This window comes from Kaistia granuli DSM 23481 (assembly GCF_000380505.1).
Taxonomy (GTDB): Bacteria; Pseudomonadota; Alphaproteobacteria; order Rhizobiales; family Kaistiaceae; genus Kaistia; species Kaistia granuli.
In genome coordinates this window covers 283,482-299,520 of record NZ_AQYH01000006.1, presented here as the reverse complement: position 1 = coordinate 299,520, position 16,039 = coordinate 283,482, and the positions used below count along the sequence as shown (strand labels likewise).

The window sequence follows — 16,039 nt, the reverse complement described above, 5'->3', positions numbered from 1 at the left end:
TCCGGCGCGCCCTCTGCTTGTCGGTCGTTCAGCCCTTAACCGCGCCCGCCGTCAGGCCGGCGACGATGTGCTTCTGGGCGGCGAAGAAGACGATGATCGTCGGCAGGATGGTGAGTGTGATAAAGGCGAGCACCAGCTGCCAGTCGGTCGAATATTCGCCCTGATAGACCATGATGCCGAGCGGCCAGGGATATTTTCCCTCGGTGTTGAGCAGGATCAGCGGCAGCAGATAGCTGTTCCAGGAGTTGACGAAAGCGACGATGCCGACCGTGGCCAGAATCGGCCGCGAGAGCGGCAGGGTGATGTGCCAGAAATAGCGGATGTAGCCGCAGCCATCGACCAGCGCCGCGTCGAACAATTCATGCGGCACGTTCTGGAAGAACTTGCGGAACAGCATGATGCTCATGCCGAGCCCGAAGGCTACCTGCGGCAGCACGACGCCCCAATAGGTATCGAGCAGGCCGAGATCGCGGATGCGGATGAAGAGCGGCAGGATGGCGGTGGCGACCGGGAACATCAGGCCGATCAGAAAATAGTTGAGCAGGAAGCCCGAGCCGAAGAACTTCACATGGGCGAAGGTGAAGGCCGCCATGGCGGCGACGGCGAGCGTCAGCACCACGGTCAGCACGGCGATGATCAGCGAATTGGCCAGCATCTGCCAGTAGCGGGTGCTGCCGAGAATATCGAGATAGTTGCTCCAGATCCATTGCGCCGGCAGGCCGAACGGGTTGACGCGAAGGTCGCCGAGCGTCTTGAAGCCGCCCAGTCCGGTGGTGAGAAGCGGCAGCAGGACGACCGCCGCGACGAGGAACAGGCTCGCATAGAGATAGAGCCAGGTGACGAAGCTCATCCTGTGCTTCGAGAAGATGTCCCGGCGCGCGCGCCGGACGGCGGCGGGCTTTGCGACGACGAGGGTTTGCTCAGTCATTGCGCATGAAAATCCGTTTGTAGCCGAAGGCGAGCGTGACGCAGATGATGAACAGGACGACGCCGACGGCGCTTCCGAAGCCGACCTTCATCCGCGTGATGCCGTAGGAATAGAGGAAGGTGACCATGGTCTGGGTGCTGTTCGACGGGCCGCCGCCGGTCAGCGGCATGATCATGTCGAAGAGCTGCAGCGAGCCGATCACCGAGAAGAAGACCGAGAGGCGGATCGTCGGCGCTAGCAGCGGTAGCGTGATGTTGCGGAAGCGCTGCCAGCGCGTCGCGCCGTCCATCTCGGCCGCCTCGTAATAGCTTTTGTCGATCGACTGCAGGCCAGCGATGAAGAGCATCATGTGGAAGCCGAAATACTTCCAGACGATGACGCCGAGCACGGCGTAGATGGCGAGGTTCTTGTCGGCCAGCACATAGGGCGAGGCGACGCTGAAGAACGAGGCGATCGCGGCGAACAGGCCGTAGTCGCCGTCATAGACGAAGCGCCAGATCAGGCCGGCCGCCACGTCCGCCAGCACATATGGCATGAAGAAGATCAGCCGGAACGACACGGCGCCCGGAATGCGGTGCGAGACCATGGTCGCCAGCCACAGCGCCAGCGGCAGCTGGATGGCGAGCGAGATGACGATGATCAGCGCGTTGTTCGCCAGCGCCTGGCGGAACGCGCCATTGCGGAACAGAAGCTCGAAATTCTTCAGGCCGATGAACTTCTCGGGCAGGCCGTAGCCGTTCCAGTCATAGAGACTGTACCAGGCGGCCTCGCCCATCGGCAGGATGACGAAGAGGGTGAATACCAGCAGCGCAGGTGGCAGGAACAGGATCAGGACAGGCAGCGTGCCGCCGATCCTGTTGTGTCCGCCGCGGCCTTGCGCGCGCGCGCCGATCATCGTCTGGCTCATCGGCCCGATATCTCCGACTGGAAAGGATCGACCGCCGCGGCAAGCAAGCCGCGGCGGCGCAAGAAGGCGCGGGACCGCTATTCGAGTTCCCAGGCGTCCTGGATCTGCTGGGCGGCGTCTTCCGCCGACATCTGGCCGGAGACGATTTCCACCGAGACGTCGTTGACGACGCGGCCGACGGCCGGGCCGAGATCCTGGTCGAGGTAGTTCTGATGCCAGGTCGAGGCGGCGAGCTGCTTGGCCGACTGGGCGACCAGCGGATCCTTGACGCCGTCCTCGGAACCGATGGCGACCGGGATCATGATGCCCTTCTCGGCCTGCAGGCGCTCATTGTCGGCATTGGTCAGGAAGGCGGCGAACTCGACGGCCTCCTTCGGCGCGTCCTTGCTGATGACCCAGGCGTTGAGGCCACCCAGCGTGTCGGTGACCTTGCCGGCGCCGCCCACGACGGCGGGGAAGGGGAAGCGGCCGAGATTGGCGGTGGCGATTCCCTTGCCGTCGGCTGCCTGGTTGGCCTGATTCTTCTCGGTCGCCTCGAAGCCGAGGATCATCGCGGCCTTGCCGTCGGCGAACGCGCCCAGCGCCTGCGGCCACTTGGTGCCGAGATAGCCCGGCTGGAACGGCTCGAGCGCGCCGAGCGCCTTCAGCTGCTCGCCGGCCTTGACGAAGGGCTCGGACTTGAAGCCGTCGCCTTCGCCGGCCTTGGCCGCGTTGAAGGCTTCCTGGCCGCCATTTCGCATGGCGAGGTAGCTCCAGTAGAAGTGCAGGGGCCACTTCTCGCCGCCGCCGCCGGCGATCGGCACGATGCCGGCGTCCTTGAGCGTCTTCACGGCGGCCAGGAAGTCGTCCCAGGTCTGGATCTTGTCCGCGTCGACGCCGGCCTTCTGGAACAGTTCCTTGTTATAGAAGAACGAGACGGTGCCCATCTTGTAGGGGACGGCCCAGATCTTATCGTCGAAGGTCAGGCCGGCGACCGATGCCGGGTTGTAGCTCTTCTGCCACTTGCCGTCTTCGGCCTGCATCAGCGCAGTCAGGTCCTGTATGGCGCCCGTCTCCGACTGCGCCTTCAGCACGCCACCCGCCCAGGAGAAGAACAGATGCGGCGCATCCTTCGACTGCAGCAAGGTGGGCAGCTTGGCCTTGAAGGCCTCGTTCTCGAGGAACTGGGTCTGCACCTTGACGCCCGGATGCGACACTTCGAACTGCTTGATGATGTCGTCCCAGGCCGACAGCGTGACCGGGTCGGTTTCCAGATGCAGCCATTTTACCGTGACGTCGGCCAGTGCCGTGGTGGCGGAGAGCGCAAGCCCGATGGCCGCGCCGAAGAGCGTTCTGAACTTCATCGATTGTCCTCCCAGACGGCCGCCGGCTGGTTCCTCCCACCGGCGCTTGTTTAATAAACAATGCGGATTAAATCTGTTCCCGTTCTGGGGGCGCTGTCAAGGGAAGCTCATAATTGCTGCGGTGCAGCGCGGAATCCGGCGTTGACAGACACCTGTTCCGGCGTGAATAACTGCCTGACCCGGAATAAATGGTTCCCCTGCAAATGAAGACAGCCGATCCAGAATTGATGCGTGCCATCAATCGCTTCCACGTGATGGACGCGATCCGGAGGTTCGGTCCGATCTCGCGCGTCGAGATCTCGGATCGCACGCAACTCTCAGCGACGACGGTGTCGGCGATCACCGGCGCGCTGCTCGACGATCAGCTGATCATCACGCATCAGCTCGGCGGCATTCGCGACGCGGCCCGGGGGCGGCCCCGCGTCATGCTGGAGCTCAATCCGGCCGCCGCCTATGTTGTCGGCGTCAAGCTCGCGCTCGACCAGATCACCGTTGCGACGACCAATTTCCGCGCCGATCTGCTGTCGAGCCTGGTCCTGCCGATCCGCCTGCAGCGGCAGCCGGTATCCGTCATCGCTGATCTGGTCGAGGACGGCATTCGCCGCTCGATCGCCGATGCGGGCCTCACCATCGAGCAGGTTTCGGGCGTCTGCGTCGGCCTGCCCGGCGTCGTCGAGCGCATCGCCGGCGTCTGCCGGGCGAGCCCGATCTTCGGCGAGCGCGACGTACCCTTCGCGGCGGAACTGACGACGCGGCTGAGCGGGGTCGCGGCGACGATCGACAGCGACGTCAACCTGGTCACGCTGGCCGAGCACTGGTTCGGCGAAGCGCGCGGCCTTGATGATTTTCTCGTCATTTCGGTCGAGCTCGGCCTCGGCCTTGGCATCATGCACAATGGCGAATTGTTCCGTGGCGCCAACGGCCTGAGCCCGGATCTCGGCGACCTGATGGTACGGCCGCCGAACGGCAACGGCTCGACGCGGCTCGCCGAGGCCGCCTCCGAGGCCAGCATCCTGGCGGAAGCGCAGGAAATCCTCGCCGGCGGCGAGCATGCGCACGCCTTTCGCCTCGGTCGCGGCATGGAGAAGATCCTGCAACTCGCCGCCGGAGGCGAGCCGCGCATTCTCGATCTGCTCGAACGGGCCGGCGGTTCGCTCGGCTTTGCCATCGCAAATCTGATCACGCTGTTCGCCCCGCCCAAGGTCATCCTGGCCGGCGCCGCGCTCGAGGCTGGCGAGGCCCTGGTCGGGCCGATCCGGCGCACCGTTGCCGAGCTGCTGCCGCCGAGCCTGGCCGATGTTTCCGAGATCGTCGTTCACCATTGGAGTGACGACATCTGGGCCCGGGGCGCCGCGGCCATGACATTGCGCGACCTCTATGGCGCGCCTTGGAACACCACGGGGCCAGTCGTCCATCGCTGACCGACGGCCGAACAAGAAATCAATCGCATCTGGGAGTGAGCGCGAGATGGTTGAGCGGGTAGGAATTGGATTTATCGGCTGCGGCAATATCAGCGCGGCCTATCTGAAGGCGGCGGCGGGATTCCCCATCCTCGATATTCGCGGCGTCGCCGACCTGAACGAGGATGCGGCGCGCGCCCGGGCGAGCGAGTTCGGCCTCAACGCCGTGTCGATCGACGCGATGCTGGCAGACCCCTCGATCGAAATCATCGTCAATCTCACCATCCCGAAGGCGCATGTCGAGGTCGGCCTCAAGGCCGTCGCCGCCGGCAAGCATGTCCATTCCGAGAAGCCGCTCGGTATCTCGACGGCCGAGGCGCGCAAGCTGGTCGCCGCCGCGAAGGCGAAGGGTGTCCGGCTCGGCAGCGCACCCGATACCTTCCTCGGCGGCGCCCACCAGACCAGCCGCAAGCTGGTCGACGAGGGCGCCATCGGCACGCCGATCGCCGGCACCGCCTTCTTCATGTGCCCGGGCCACGAGCGCTGGCACCCCAATCCCGGTTTCTACTATCTCGACGGCGGCGGACCCATGCTCGACATGGGCCCCTATTACGTGACCGATCTCGTCAACCTGCTCGGTCCGGTCGCGCGCGTCGCCGGCGTCGCCACCAAGCTGCGCGACGAGCGCCTGGTCACCAGCGAGCCGCTGAACGGCACCAAGATCCCGGTCGAGGTGGCGACCCATGTCGCCGGCACGCTGCAATTCGTCTCCGGCGCCGTCGTCACCATCGCGATGAGCTTCGACGTGCCGCGCCACCAGCACAGCCCGATCGAACTTTATGGCTCGGCCGGCTCGATCCTCGTGCCCGATCCGAACCATTTTGGCGGCGAGATCAAACTGGCGACGGCCTCCGACGACTGGCACGCCGTGCCGACCGAGCATGGCTATGCCGACGGCAATTTCCGCGTCATCGGCGTCGCCGACATGGCCGAGGCGATCCGGCAGGGAAGGCCGCACCGCGCCAGCGGCGATCTGGCCTTCCACGCGCTGGAGGTCATGGAGGCGTTCCAGCGTTCGTCCGACACGGGCGAGCACGTCACGATCGAGAGCCGGCCCGAACGGCCCGCCGCCCTGGCGGTCGGCACAGTCATCGGCGCGCTCTGAGAATAGAACATAAGGGAGAGAGACGATGCGCGAGGCATTGATTGTCTGGGGCGGCTGGAGCGGCCACGAGCCGGAGCAGGGCGCCAACATCATCGCGGGCATGCTGGAGGAGGAAGGCTTCAAGGTCTATGTCGAGAATTCGACCGAGGCCTTCGCCGACCCGGCGATCGCCGACATGAGCCTGATCGTGCCGATCTACACCATGTCGAAGATCGAGAAGGAGGAGCTTCTCAATCTGACCAAGGCGGTGCAGGGCGGCGTCGGCCTCGCCGGCTATCACGGCGGCATGGGCGACGCGTTCCGCGAGGCGGTCGAATACCAGTTCATGGTCGGCGGCCAGTGGGTGGCACACCCCGGCAACATCATCGATTACCATGTCGACGTGACCCGGCCCGACGATCCGCTGATGGAAGGCCTGCCGACGCGGTTCCCGTACCGCTCCGAGCAGTATTACATGCATGTCGACCCCTCGAACGAGGTGCTGGCGACGACCACCTTCAAGGGCGACCACGCCTACTGGATCGACGGCGTCGTCATGCCGGTGGTCTGGAAGCGCAAGCATGGTGAGGGGCGGGTGTTCTATTCCGCGCTCGGCCATGTCGCGAGCGAGTTTCAGGTCCCCGAGATGAACACCATCATGCGCCGCGGCCTGCTCTGGGCCGCGCGCTGATATAAGTCTCATCCGCGGGCCGCGTCCGGAGCGACGTGGCCCGCGAGCTTTCTTCGATCATTCCGCCTTTCGCCGCGCGACCTCCCGGAGGCCGTTCCGAACCCGGTTCATCAGCGCGCCGTCGTCGCGCCGGGCGTGAACCACATGGGCGGCATGCGAGAACTCCGGCGCATCCGCGACGCGATGGACGCGTCCGTCATCGAGATAGGGCCGCACGGTGCCGACGCGGAAATAGCCGCAACCGCCGACCGCGAGGATGTGGCTGAGCGCCAGCGGGCCGAAGCCGATCGAAATCGCCGGATTGGCGAGTTCCGGATAGGCGGCGCGGTGATCGACCGCGAAACGCGGCCCCCAGTCGACATAGACATAGCGATCTCGAAGCAGCGCGCCATCCGGCGCCGTCGTCACGAAGACCAGCTTCTCCTCCGCGATTGGCTCGGCGACCAGTCCGGGGCGCTGCGGCGGGTTGTAGACGAGGGCGAGGTCGAGCGATCCCTCGATCACGCGGTCGACCAGCCGCGCCGGCGTCTCGATCTCGGCCTTGAGCGCCAGGTCCGGGCAGTGATGGTGCAGCCAGACCAGCCAGTCGGCGAAGAGCGGCTGCCACAGGCTCGGCTCGCAGCCGAGGCTGACGCCCTCTTCGCGGCCGGGCGGTAAGGCGACCTCCTGGCGAGCGCGCTCCCAGACCTGGACCAGCGTCGTTGCGTGCCGGACCAGCCTTTCGCCGGCCGGGGTCAGGCGGGCGCCGGCCTTGTTGCGCACGAAGAGGCGGCGCCCGAGTTGCTCCTCGAGCACGCGAATGCGCGCGCTGACGGCGGTCTGGGTCAGGTTGAGCCGTTCGGCGGCGGCGACGAAGCTGCCGCTCGCGGCGACTTCGAGAAAGGTGCGGGCGAGGGCGACGTCCATGATTTCATATGAAAATAATTGCCGGCAAATGCAATCAAAATGCGTTTGTCTGGTGAAAACGGGGCTGGCAGCCTGAAAGGCGACAGGCCGGCACGGTGCCCTGCGCGTCGGCTCGGCGTCGGGACGCTCGGGTCGGTCCCCACCAGTTGCCGGCCGGGCCGGCCCATGCATCGAGACCTTCATTTCGTCATGACCGACTGCAAATCGCCTGAGACCATCGCCGCCGCCAATGGCATCGGCCAGGATGCCGCCTTCGGTGCGGTGGTTCCCCCGCTCTACCTCTCCAGCGCCTATCGGTTCCGCGGCTTCGAGCAGCCCGGGGACTATGAATACTCCCGCACCCGCAACCCGACCCGCGACCAGCTCGCCGACACGCTGGCGAAGCTCGAAGGCGGCGCCGGCGCGGTGATCACATCGAGCGGCATGGCCGCCGTTGATCTGGTGCTCTCCCGTCTGGAGCCCGACGACCTCGTGCTGGCGCCGCATGATTGCTATGGCGGCACGTTCCGCCTGCTGCAGCGCCGGGCGACCAAGCGTCAGTTCAAGGTAGCTTTCGTCGACCAGACCGATCCGCGCGCGCTCGATCTCGCCTTCGAGCGTATGCCGATGCTGGTGCTGGTGGAGACGCCGAGCAATCCGCTGATGCGGGTCGTCGACATCGCCGGGATCGTTCGTCGTGCCCGGACGATCAGCGCCGCGGTCGCGGTCGACAACACCTTCCTGTCGCCGGCCGTGCAGCGGCCGATCGGCCTCGGCGCCGATTTCGTCATCCACTCGACGACCAAATATCTGAACGGCCATTCCGACATGGTCGGTGGTGCCGTGGTCGCCGCGTCGGCGGCGCGTCTGGAAGAGCTCGCCGAGTGGGCGAACATCACCGGCGTCACCGGAGCGCCCTTCGATTCCTACCAGACGCTGCGCGGCCTGCGGACGCTGTTCCCGCGGCTTGAGCGGCAGCAGCGGAATGCGATGGCGGTCGCGCAATTCTTGGACGCGCATCCCCGCGTCGCCCGCGTCCATTTTCCGGGCCTGCCCAAGCATCCGGGCCACGAGCTGGCGCGGCGCCAGCAGGACGGTTTTGGTGCGATGCTGAGCTTCGAGATCGAGGGTGGCATGGGAGAGGTCCGGCGTTTTGCCGAGGCGCTCCGGATCTTCACGCTGGCGGAATCGCTCGGCGGCATGGAAAGCCTCGCCGCCCATCCGGCTACCATGACCCATGCCGGCATGGGGCCGGAGGCGCGGCATGCCGCCGGCATCAAGGATACGTTGATGCGGCTCTCGATCGGTCTCGAGGGCGAACAGGACCTGCTCGATGATCTGCAACAGGCACTGGAGGCTGCCGATCGTGAACCCTGAAACGCTGGAGGCGCCGGATACCTTGCGCTCGGCCCTGGCCGGGGCGCTGCTCGACAGCATCGCCGATGCCATCGTTGCGACCGATCGGGAAGGGCGGATCACCTTCTGGAACCCGGGCGCCGCCCGCATTTTCGGCTTCGACGCGGCCGAGGCTGTCGGCCAGTCGCTCGACCTGATCATCCCGGAAAACCAGCGCGCCCGGCACTGGCAGGGCTACGACACCGTGATGCGGACCGGGCAGAGCCGCTATGTCGCGGGCGATCTCCTCGCCGTGCCGGCGCTCGCCGCCGACGGGCGGCGGATCTCGGTCGAGTTCACGATTGTTCTGCTGCGTGACGGCGAGGGCGGGGTCACAGGTATGGCCGCGGTGATGCGGGATGTCACGGAACGCTTCGAAACGATCAAGGTGCTGCGTCGCCAGTTGGCTGCGCAGCGCCCGGAAGTACTGGGTAGCTGAGCGGCGCCGCGCGGGAACGCGGCGCCGGATCTTGCTGGGTTACTCCGCGGGGGCGTCGGCCGGGCCCGCATGCATGATCGCGTCGTTTTCCGGACCGTCTACGATCAGGTGGCCGGCGAGGCCCCGCTCGGCGCGGGACAGGGCGTGGTCGACGAGCACGTAGTTGCCGCCGCGATCGAGCTTGAAGTCGACGATCGTCGCGCCGCCCGGGGCAACGGTGACCGTCTGCACGCCCGTGATCGGCGGGGAGGTGACGCTGCCCATGGAATAGACGTTGTCGAAGATCTCGCCGATGACGTGGAAGGAGGACGTGAAGTTCGGTCCGCCGACGCCGAAGAAGATGCGCACCGTCTCGCCGACATTGGCATAGAGCGGATGGGTCTTGGTCAGCGAGCCGACGGCGCCGTTGAACAGGAAGTATTCCGGCCGCTCGGAGATCAGCTTGTCATAGTCCATCTCCTGCACGCCGTTCGTACCGAACGGCTCGACGGTGTAGAGCTCGCCCTGCATCACGTAGAACTCGCGGTCGACCTGCGGCAGTCCGCCCTCCGGCTCGACGAGGATCAGGCCGTACATGCCGCTGGTGATGTGGTGGGCGACGCTCGGCGTGGCGCAGTGATAGACGAAGATGCCCGGCTTCAGCGCCTTGAACGTCACGACGGTTTCGGCGCCCGGGTCGGTCTGGGTCGTGTGGGCGCCGCCGCCGGGACCGGTCGCGGCATGGAAATCGACCGAATGGGCCATGACGCTGTCGGCGGGGTTCTTGACGTGCACCTCGACCGTGTCGCCGACCCGCACGCGCAGGAACGGGCCCGGCACCTTCGAATTGAAGGTCCAGTAGGTATAGGTCGTGCCGTCGTCGAGACGTCCCACCAGCTCGACCGTCTCGAGGTCGACCTTGACCACCTTGGGTGGCCGCTGGCCGATCGGACCCGGCAGGTCGGCCGGATCGCGTACGACGTCGGCGGCGTCGCTCGCCATCGCCTCGCGCGGGCCTGCCATGACCTGGATCAGGCCTTCCATGCCAGCCTGGCGATGTCCGGCGATCGAGCAGAAATAGGCGAATTCGCCGACCTTGCTCGCCAGGAAGGAAATCGTCGTGGAGGCGTTCTTGCCGACCACCACGGCGGAGCGCGCCGGATATTGGTCGACGACGACGTCATGTTCCGCGCCCTCGCCATTGATCAGGTTGATCTGGATGAGTTCGCCCTCATGCACCATCAGCGTCGGGTTGATCTTGCCGTCGATGGTGCCACCGACGCCGATATAGACCATGCGCCCGGTGGCGATGCCCGTCTTCAGGGTGAAGGTCATCGGGGCGTGGTAGCTGACGATCGGCGCGGATGCTGCCGTCTTGACGTCCGTCGCGGCCGGTTCGATCGCCGGCTTGGCCGGCTCTGCTTGCGCGGCGGGGGCATTCGGCGCCGTCTGGCCGTGCTGGTGCGACTGGGCGAAGGCCGGCGTCAGGGCAAGGCTCGACAGCAGGGCGACGGCGGCGGCGAGGAGCCTGCCCTTCTGCAGCCACGCGGTTAAAGGTAGGGGGCCATCCGGATGAGTATCGCGTCCTCCGCCGGGACGCGTTTGGGTCTTTCTGAGCATGGATCACTCCGCCGTTGCTCTGCAAAACTTGACATCGTCAAGCTAGCGGCCCCGGTTGCGGCGCTCTTTGCTGCAACGCAAAGTAAACTCGGATGGCGGATCGCCTAGCCGCGGCGCAGGCGCGGCTGCAGCAGCATGGCTCCGTAGAGCAGGGCGAAGCCGAGGAAGCCGGCTGTCCAGGCTCCGGCGGCGAGATCGAGGAGCCAGCCGCCCGGCAGGCCCAGCGCGGCGGCGATGCGCGCGCAGGCGGCGATGAGAATGGCTGCGAACACGAAGCAGCCGGCCTTTCCCGCCTGCAAAGGTTGGCCCGTATGGCCGAGCGTGGCGCGTACCATGACGGCCAGCGTCATCGTGCCGATGGCGCCGACCCCGAAGGCATGCACGGCTGCGGCCGGGCCGACCGCGTCGGGCGCCAGGACCGCTAGGGCGGCCAGCAGCATGCCGATCGGCAGGAAGGCGTAGGCGACATGCAGGATCAGCACGAGCGGATCGCGCCAGGTACGGTCACCGGCCCAGCGCGCCAGCCGCAGGGTGTTGAGGCTGGCGGCGAGGATCAGGGCCATGGCCGTCGCTGCGGCGTCGGGGGCGAAGGACCAGCCCAGTAGGGCGAGCGCCGAGATGGCGATGGTCGCCATGTCGAAACGGCCGACCGGCACCGGCAGGCGGCCCGGATTTTCGCGGGCGAGCCAGTTGCGGGTGAAGCTCGGGATGATGCGGCCGCCAATCAACGCGATCAGCACTATGGCGGTGCCGATGCCGAGCCGCCGGGCGATGTCGGACGTGCCGAGGGCGTGCACTTCGACATGGTAGGCGATGTTCGCCGCGCCGAACACGATGACCGGGATCAGGACCTTGAGGTTGCGCCAGTTGCGGCCGGCGATGATCTCGATCCCCGCGGCGGCGGCCACTGCCAGCAGGAAGGCGCAATCGATCAACGCCGCGGCGATCCAGCCGATGTCCGCCGAACAGAATACGGCAATCCGCCCGGCAAGCCAGAGCAGGACCAGCCCGAGCAGCGGCCATCCTTGCACCGGCAGGCGGCCGGTCCAGTTGGGGATCGCCGTCAGCAGGAACCCCGTCAGGACGGCGGCGAGATAGCCGAACAGCATCTCGTGCACGTGCCAGTCGACGGGGGAGAAGACGCTGGTCGTTTCCAGCCGGCCTTGCAGCAGCGGCAGCCAGATCAGGATGGTCACGCCCGCATAGAGCGAGCCGAGCAGGAAGAACGGACGAAATCCGTAGGAGAGGATGGCAGGCAGGCGATCGGGACGCGTGCGGGGGATGGCCATGTCATTGATCCCAGCTATCGTCCGGAACGGTCCGTGATCGCCTGCGAATGCCGATTGGGCGGGTTACTGAGCGCCGGCGGCGGCCTGGGTCAGCAGCGCTTCGAAGGCCTTCTTGGCCTTGCCCGGATGCTTCACGTTCTTGGCCGCGTCCAGATTGACCGGATTGCCGGCCACGATCAGCGCGACCATGCCCATGCCGTAGTGCGGCGTGCATTTCACGCCATAGACGCCCTCGGCATCAATCGTGACGGTGACCTTCTCGCTGATCTTGCCCTTGAAGGGCTGCGTCCCCTCCGGCGCCATGCCCTTGACGGATTCGGCATCGTGCGACTTGTCGGTCGGCAGGAACGTCACGGTGTCGCCTACGGAGGCCTGGATGAAATCGGGCTCGAATACCATGGCCCCCTTGGCGCCCTTGTTGAGCATCTTGACCTCGTGGTCCGCTGCCTGCGCGGCTCCCGTCGTCACGAGCGCCGCCAGTGCCATCGCGACCACCGCTATCCGTATCATCATGCTTTTCCTTCACCTCAAGCCAATGACATCCGTCATCGCTCTGCTTATAGGCAGAGAAACAGCGATCGAATTTGCGCTGGCGCAAACAGACGCTGCAAACTGGACCAGGATAGACGTCAGCCCATGCGAGAGCCGATGAACCGGGATCCGAATGTGCCCGAGGCGGGGAGCGCCCGCCGCCTGTCACCCGGCGGAGCCGGAAATTCGATCGAACGGGAGGCAGCGTGAGCCAGCTTGATCGTTCTCTCATCGCCGGCCTGCCGCTGTTCCGGACGGCGAAGCCGGAGGATCTCGATCGCGTCCTGTCGAGCGCCCGCTCGCTGCGGGTCGCCAAGGACACCACCATCTTCGAGGAGGAAGCCGAGGGACATTCGTTCTTCCTGCTGCTCGACGGGCATGTCCGCGTGGTCAAGACCACGCCCGGCGGTGACCAGGTGATTGTCCGTTACATCAGCGCCGGCGAGCTCATCGGCATCGCCCACGCGATGGGGAGAACCACCTATCCCGCCAGCGCCGTCGCGGCGGTCGATTGCGTCGTCCTCGCCTGGCCCAGCGCGATGTGGCCGGAATTCATGGCCCAGATCCCCGGCTTTGGCGAGACGACCTACCAGACCGTCGGCAGCCGCCTGCAGGACGTGCAGGCCCGCCTCGTCGAGATGTCGACCGAGCAGGTCGAGCAGCGGGTGGCCCGCGTCGTGCTGCGCCTGGCCGAGCAGAACGGCCGCAAGACCGGGGAGGGGGTCGAGATCGACTTTCCGATTTCCCGGCAGGATATCGCCGAGATGACCGGCACGACCCTGCATACGGTCAGCCGCCTGCTGGCGGCCTGGGAAGCGAAGGGCCTCGTCAAGAGCGGCAGGCAGCGGGTCACGGTCGTCGAAGCCGGCAGGCTGCAGTCGCTCGCCGAGGGGCGCGCCGCCTCGACCTGAAACGGGTGCCTCGGCCGAACGCTTCGGCGGCATCGGGACGTCGCCTGCCGCCGCAATCACGCCCTTCTTTGATCTAGAACAAATACAGCCTCGAGATTATCGTTCACCAAAGGGCGGCACTTTGTCGTCGCAAGACGCTGAAGGGCTACTGCGTGAACAGATAGGGGCTCCCCAGCATGATTGCGGGATTGACGAAACTGGAGCGGCAGCTTTCGCTTGCCGTCTTGACCGTGCTGGCCCTATGCGGCCTGGCATTTGCCGCCGCAGGGCGTAACGATCCGATCGGTACGCACGGCTTCGTCATCCTGTTGTCCGCCGTCGGGCTGATGTTCGTGGTGATGGCGGGCTACTACGCGCCCGAACCCGACAAGGAGCGTCTGTCCCGATATTATGACGATCCCACCAAGGTCGGCATCATCCTGGCCATGGCCTGGGCCGTCTTCGGCCTGTTCTTCGGCGTCTGGGTCGCGGCGCTGCTCGCCTGGCCCGATCTGACCTTCGACGCGGCCTGGTCCAGCTTCGGACGTATCCGCCCGGTTCACACCACCAGCGTCATCTTCGGCTTCGGCGGCAACGCGCTCATCGCGACCTCGCTGCATGTGCTGCAGCGCACGACCCGCGCGCGGCTCCCCGATCAGTTCAGCCCCTGGTTCGTGCTGCTCGGCTACAACCTCTTCTGCGTTCTTGCAGTGAGCGGCTACTTCATGGGGCTCACCCAGTCGAAGGAATATGCCGAGCCGGAATGGTATGCCGACATCTGGCTGGTCATCGTCTGGGTGGTCTACTTCCTGATCTATATCCGTACCCTGGCGCGGCGGAAGGAACCGCACATCTATGTCGCCAACTGGTACTACATGGCCTTCATCCTGGTCGTGGCGATCCTGCATATCGTTAACAACCTGGCCGTGCCCGTCTCCTTCGGCAGCGCCAAGAGCTATTCGCTGTTCTCCGGCGTCCAGGATGCGATGACGCAGTGGTGGTACGGCCATAACGCCGTCGCCTTCTTCCTGACCGCCGGCTTCCTCGGCATGATGTACTACTACCTGCCGAAGCGCGCCGGACGCCCGATCTTCTCCTACCGGCTGTCGATCATCAGCTTCTGGGGCATCGTCTTCATGTACATGTGGGCGGGCTCGCACCACCTGCACTACACGGCGCTGCCGCAATGGGTGCAGACGCTCGGCATGACCTTCTCGGTCGTCCTGCTGGTGCCGTCCTGGGCCTCCGCCGGCAATGCGCTGGCGACGCTGAACGGCGCCTGGCACAAGGTTCGCGACGACGCCACGCTGCGCTTCATGATGGTCGCCGCTGTCTTCTACGGCCTCTCGACCTTCGAAGGTTCGTTCATGGCGATCCGGGCGGTCAATTCGCTCAGCCACTATACCGACTGGACCGTCGGTCACGTCCATGCCGGCGCGCTCGGCTGGGTGGCGATGATCTCCTTCGGTTCGATCTACGCGCTGGTGCCGTGGATGTGGAAGCGCGAGCGCATGTATTCGTCCCGTCTCGTCGAGGTCCACTTCTGGTTGGCGCTCTCCGGAACCGTCGTCTACGTCTTCGCGATGTGGAACTCGGGCATCATCCAGGGCCTGATGTGGCGCACCTACAATGAAAGCGGAACGCTCGCCTACTCGTTCATCGACTCGCTGGTAGCGATGCATCCCTATTACATCGCGCGGACTCTGGGTGGGCTCCTGTTCCTGCTCGGCGCGATGGTCGGTTGCTACAATATCTGGATGACGATCCGGCAGCCCGGAACCAGCCTCGCCGCCGAGGGCAGTGAGGTGGACGAACCGGCGCTTGCGACCTCAACCGCACTTCAGGCCGGAGAGTAGCCGACCATGCCGAACTTTCATCGCAAGCTCGAACGCAGCGCCATCGGCTTCGTTCTGGCCATCATCGTGGTCGCCTCGATCGGTGGTTTCGTCGAGATCGCGCCGCTCTTCACGATCGACGAGACGGTCGAGAAGGCGCCCGACATGCGGGTCTACACGCCGCTCGAGCTGGCCGGCCGCAACATCTACCTCCGCGAGGGTTGCTATGCCTGCCATTCGCAGATGATCCGGACGCTGCGGGACGAGGTCGAGCGCTACGGCCCGTACTCGCTGGCGGTCGAATCCCAGTACGACCATCCGATGCTGTGGGGCTCGAAGCGGACCGGCCCGGATCTCGCCCGCGTCGGCGGCAAGTATTCGGACGCCTGGCAGGTCGCGCATCTGCGCAATCCCCGCGATGTCGTGCCGGTGTCGGTCATGCCGGCCTATCGCTGGCTCGAGGACAACACGCTCAAGACCGAGGATCTCGGCGATCACCTCCTGGCGATGCGTCGGGTCGGCGTCCCCTACACGCAGGCGATGATCGACAACGCCCCGGCCGACGCCTACGGCCAGGCGACGCCGGACACCGACCGGGCTGCCGGCGTGAGCGAGCGCTACGGCGAGGCGACCAATATCCGCGCCTTCGACGGCGATCCGTCCCGGGTGACGGAAATGGATGCGCTGGTCGCCTACCTGCAGATCCTGGGCAAGCTGACGGACGTCGCCACGGCGCCGGCTGTCGCGGCAAAGGAGTGATGCG

General features: G+C 65.9%; 15 protein-coding genes. 8 read left to right on the top strand and 7 right to left on the bottom strand.

The window, feature by feature from the left end; all coding sequences use genetic code 11:
- Positions 1 to 28 precede the first annotated feature (28 nt).
- From G342_RS0109015 to G342_RS0109005, 3 genes are all read right to left on the bottom strand, one after another.
- Positions 29 to 850 carry a carbohydrate ABC transporter permease gene (locus tag G342_RS0109015; RefSeq protein WP_026304272.1) on the bottom strand — a complete coding sequence of 274 codons (822 nt, stop codon included), beginning with the start codon at positions 848 to 850 and terminating at the stop codon, positions 29 to 31.
- A 70-nt stretch (positions 851 to 920) separates the two neighbouring features.
- Entirely contained in the window at positions 921 to 1,823 is a 903-nt protein-coding gene (locus G342_RS0109010) for a carbohydrate ABC transporter permease (RefSeq protein ID WP_051094181.1), read from the bottom strand.
- An 89-nt stretch (positions 1,824 to 1,912) separates the two neighbouring features.
- Positions 1,913 to 3,178 carry an ABC transporter substrate-binding protein gene (locus G342_RS0109005; RefSeq protein WP_018182802.1) on the bottom strand — a complete coding sequence of 422 codons (1,266 nt, stop codon included), beginning with the start codon at positions 3,176 to 3,178 and terminating at the stop codon, positions 1,913 to 1,915.
- A gap of 203 nt (positions 3,179 to 3,381) precedes the next feature.
- Between G342_RS0109005 and G342_RS0109000 the strand changes: the two genes are divergently transcribed.
- From G342_RS0109000 to G342_RS0108990, 3 genes are read left to right on the top strand one after another with little or no spacing between them, the layout of a single operon-like run.
- Positions 3,382 to 4,599 (top strand): ROK family transcriptional regulator, encoded by a 1,218-nt coding sequence (locus tag G342_RS0109000; RefSeq protein WP_018182801.1) that lies wholly within the window; start codon positions 3,382 to 3,384, stop codon positions 4,597 to 4,599.
- Between the two features lie 46 nt (positions 4,600 to 4,645).
- Entirely contained in the window at positions 4,646 to 5,743 is a 1,098-nt protein-coding gene (locus tag G342_RS0108995) for a Gfo/Idh/MocA family protein (protein ID WP_018182800.1), read from the top strand.
- A gap of 25 nt (positions 5,744 to 5,768) precedes the next feature.
- Positions 5,769 to 6,413, top strand: coding sequence for a ThuA domain-containing protein (locus tag G342_RS0108990; protein ID WP_018182799.1), 645 nt, complete (start codon positions 5,769 to 5,771; stop codon positions 6,411 to 6,413).
- Positions 6,414 to 6,470: 57 nt separating this feature from the next.
- On the opposite strand, the gene G342_RS0108985 is transcribed toward G342_RS0108990, so the two are convergent.
- A complete protein-coding gene (locus G342_RS0108985; protein ID WP_018182798.1) occupies positions 6,471 to 7,319 on the bottom strand; it encodes a LysR family transcriptional regulator in 849 nt (282 codons plus the stop codon).
- Between the two features lie 189 nt (positions 7,320 to 7,508).
- Here G342_RS0108985 and metB point away from each other — a divergent pair, with 189 nt between their 5' ends.
- Positions 7,509 to 8,675 (top strand): cystathionine gamma-synthase, encoded by a 1,167-nt coding sequence (gene metB, locus G342_RS0108980; RefSeq protein ID WP_018182797.1) that lies wholly within the window; start codon positions 7,509 to 7,511, stop codon positions 8,673 to 8,675.
- Positions 8,665 to 9,132: a PAS domain-containing protein gene (locus G342_RS0108975; protein ID WP_018182796.1), complete on the top strand. Its 468-nt coding sequence runs from the start codon at positions 8,665 to 8,667 to the stop codon at positions 9,130 to 9,132. Before metB ends, G342_RS0108975 begins: the two co-directional genes overlap by 11 nt.
- A gap of 39 nt (positions 9,133 to 9,171) precedes the next feature.
- Here G342_RS0108975 and nirK read toward each other — a convergent pair whose 3' ends face one another.
- From nirK to G342_RS0108960, 3 genes are all read right to left on the bottom strand, one after another.
- Positions 9,172 to 10,731, bottom strand: coding sequence for a copper-containing nitrite reductase (gene nirK, locus G342_RS0108970; RefSeq protein WP_018182795.1), 1,560 nt, complete (start codon positions 10,729 to 10,731; stop codon positions 9,172 to 9,174).
- A gap of 104 nt (positions 10,732 to 10,835) precedes the next feature.
- The gene (locus G342_RS0108965; RefSeq protein ID WP_018182794.1) at positions 10,836 to 12,020 is read right to left on the bottom strand and encodes an NnrS family protein; all 1,185 of its coding nucleotides are present in this window, start codon (positions 12,018 to 12,020) and stop codon (positions 10,836 to 10,838) included.
- A 63-nt stretch (positions 12,021 to 12,083) separates the two neighbouring features.
- Positions 12,084 to 12,533 (bottom strand): pseudoazurin, encoded by a 450-nt coding sequence (locus G342_RS0108960; protein ID WP_026304270.1) that lies wholly within the window; start codon positions 12,531 to 12,533, stop codon positions 12,084 to 12,086.
- A gap of 224 nt (positions 12,534 to 12,757) precedes the next feature.
- On the opposite strand from G342_RS0108960, the gene G342_RS0108955 reads away from it, so the two are divergent.
- From G342_RS0108955 to ccoO, 3 genes are all read left to right on the top strand, one after another.
- Positions 12,758 to 13,462, top strand: a complete 705-nt coding sequence (locus G342_RS0108955; RefSeq protein WP_018182792.1) for a Crp/Fnr family transcriptional regulator — start codon at positions 12,758 to 12,760, stop codon at positions 13,460 to 13,462.
- Positions 13,463 to 13,638: 176 nt separating this feature from the next.
- Complete coding sequence (gene ccoN / locus G342_RS0108950; RefSeq protein WP_026304269.1) at positions 13,639 to 15,297, top strand: cytochrome-c oxidase, cbb3-type subunit I; 1,659 nt, start codon at positions 13,639 to 13,641, stop codon at positions 15,295 to 15,297.
- Between the two features lie 6 nt (positions 15,298 to 15,303).
- Positions 15,304 to 16,035, top strand: coding sequence for a cytochrome-c oxidase, cbb3-type subunit II (gene ccoO / locus G342_RS0108945; protein WP_018182790.1), 732 nt, complete (start codon positions 15,304 to 15,306; stop codon positions 16,033 to 16,035).
- The last annotated feature ends 4 nt before the right edge of the window (positions 16,036 to 16,039 follow it).

What these genes read in the sequence shown, in the direction of transcription:
- G342_RS0109015 (WP_026304272.1), bottom strand. Translation starts at nt 850, where the DNA reads ATGAGCTTCGTCACCTGGCTCTATCTCTATGCGAGCCTGTTCCTCGTC.
- G342_RS0109010 (WP_051094181.1), bottom strand. Translation starts at nt 1,823, where the DNA reads ATGATCGGCGCGCGCGCGCAAGGCCGCGGCGGACACAACAGGATCGGC.
- G342_RS0109005 (WP_018182802.1), bottom strand. Translation starts at nt 3,178, where the DNA reads ATGAAGTTCAGAACGCTCTTCGGCGCGGCCATCGGGCTTGCGCTCTCC.
- G342_RS0109000 (WP_018182801.1), top strand. Translation starts at nt 3,382, where the DNA reads ATGAAGACAGCCGATCCAGAATTGATGCGTGCCATCAATCGCTTCCAC.
- G342_RS0108995 (WP_018182800.1), top strand. Translation starts at nt 4,646, where the DNA reads ATGGTTGAGCGGGTAGGAATTGGATTTATCGGCTGCGGCAATATCAGC.
- G342_RS0108990 (WP_018182799.1), top strand. Translation starts at nt 5,769, where the DNA reads ATGCGCGAGGCATTGATTGTCTGGGGCGGCTGGAGCGGCCACGAGCCG.
- G342_RS0108985 (WP_018182798.1), bottom strand. Translation starts at nt 7,319, where the DNA reads ATGGACGTCGCCCTCGCCCGCACCTTTCTCGAAGTCGCCGCGAGCGGC.
- metB (WP_018182797.1), top strand. Translation starts at nt 7,509, where the DNA reads ATGACCGACTGCAAATCGCCTGAGACCATCGCCGCCGCCAATGGCATC.
- nirK (WP_018182795.1), bottom strand. Translation starts at nt 10,731, where the DNA reads ATGCTCAGAAAGACCCAAACGCGTCCCGGCGGAGGACGCGATACTCAT.
- G342_RS0108965 (WP_018182794.1), bottom strand. Translation starts at nt 12,020, where the DNA reads ATGGCCATCCCCCGCACGCGTCCCGATCGCCTGCCTGCCATCCTCTCC.
- G342_RS0108960 (WP_026304270.1), bottom strand. Translation starts at nt 12,533, where the DNA reads ATGATGATACGGATAGCGGTGGTCGCGATGGCACTGGCGGCGCTCGTG.
- ccoN (WP_026304269.1), top strand. Translation starts at nt 13,639, where the DNA reads ATGATTGCGGGATTGACGAAACTGGAGCGGCAGCTTTCGCTTGCCGTC.
- ccoO (WP_018182790.1), top strand. Translation starts at nt 15,304, where the DNA reads ATGCCGAACTTTCATCGCAAGCTCGAACGCAGCGCCATCGGCTTCGTT.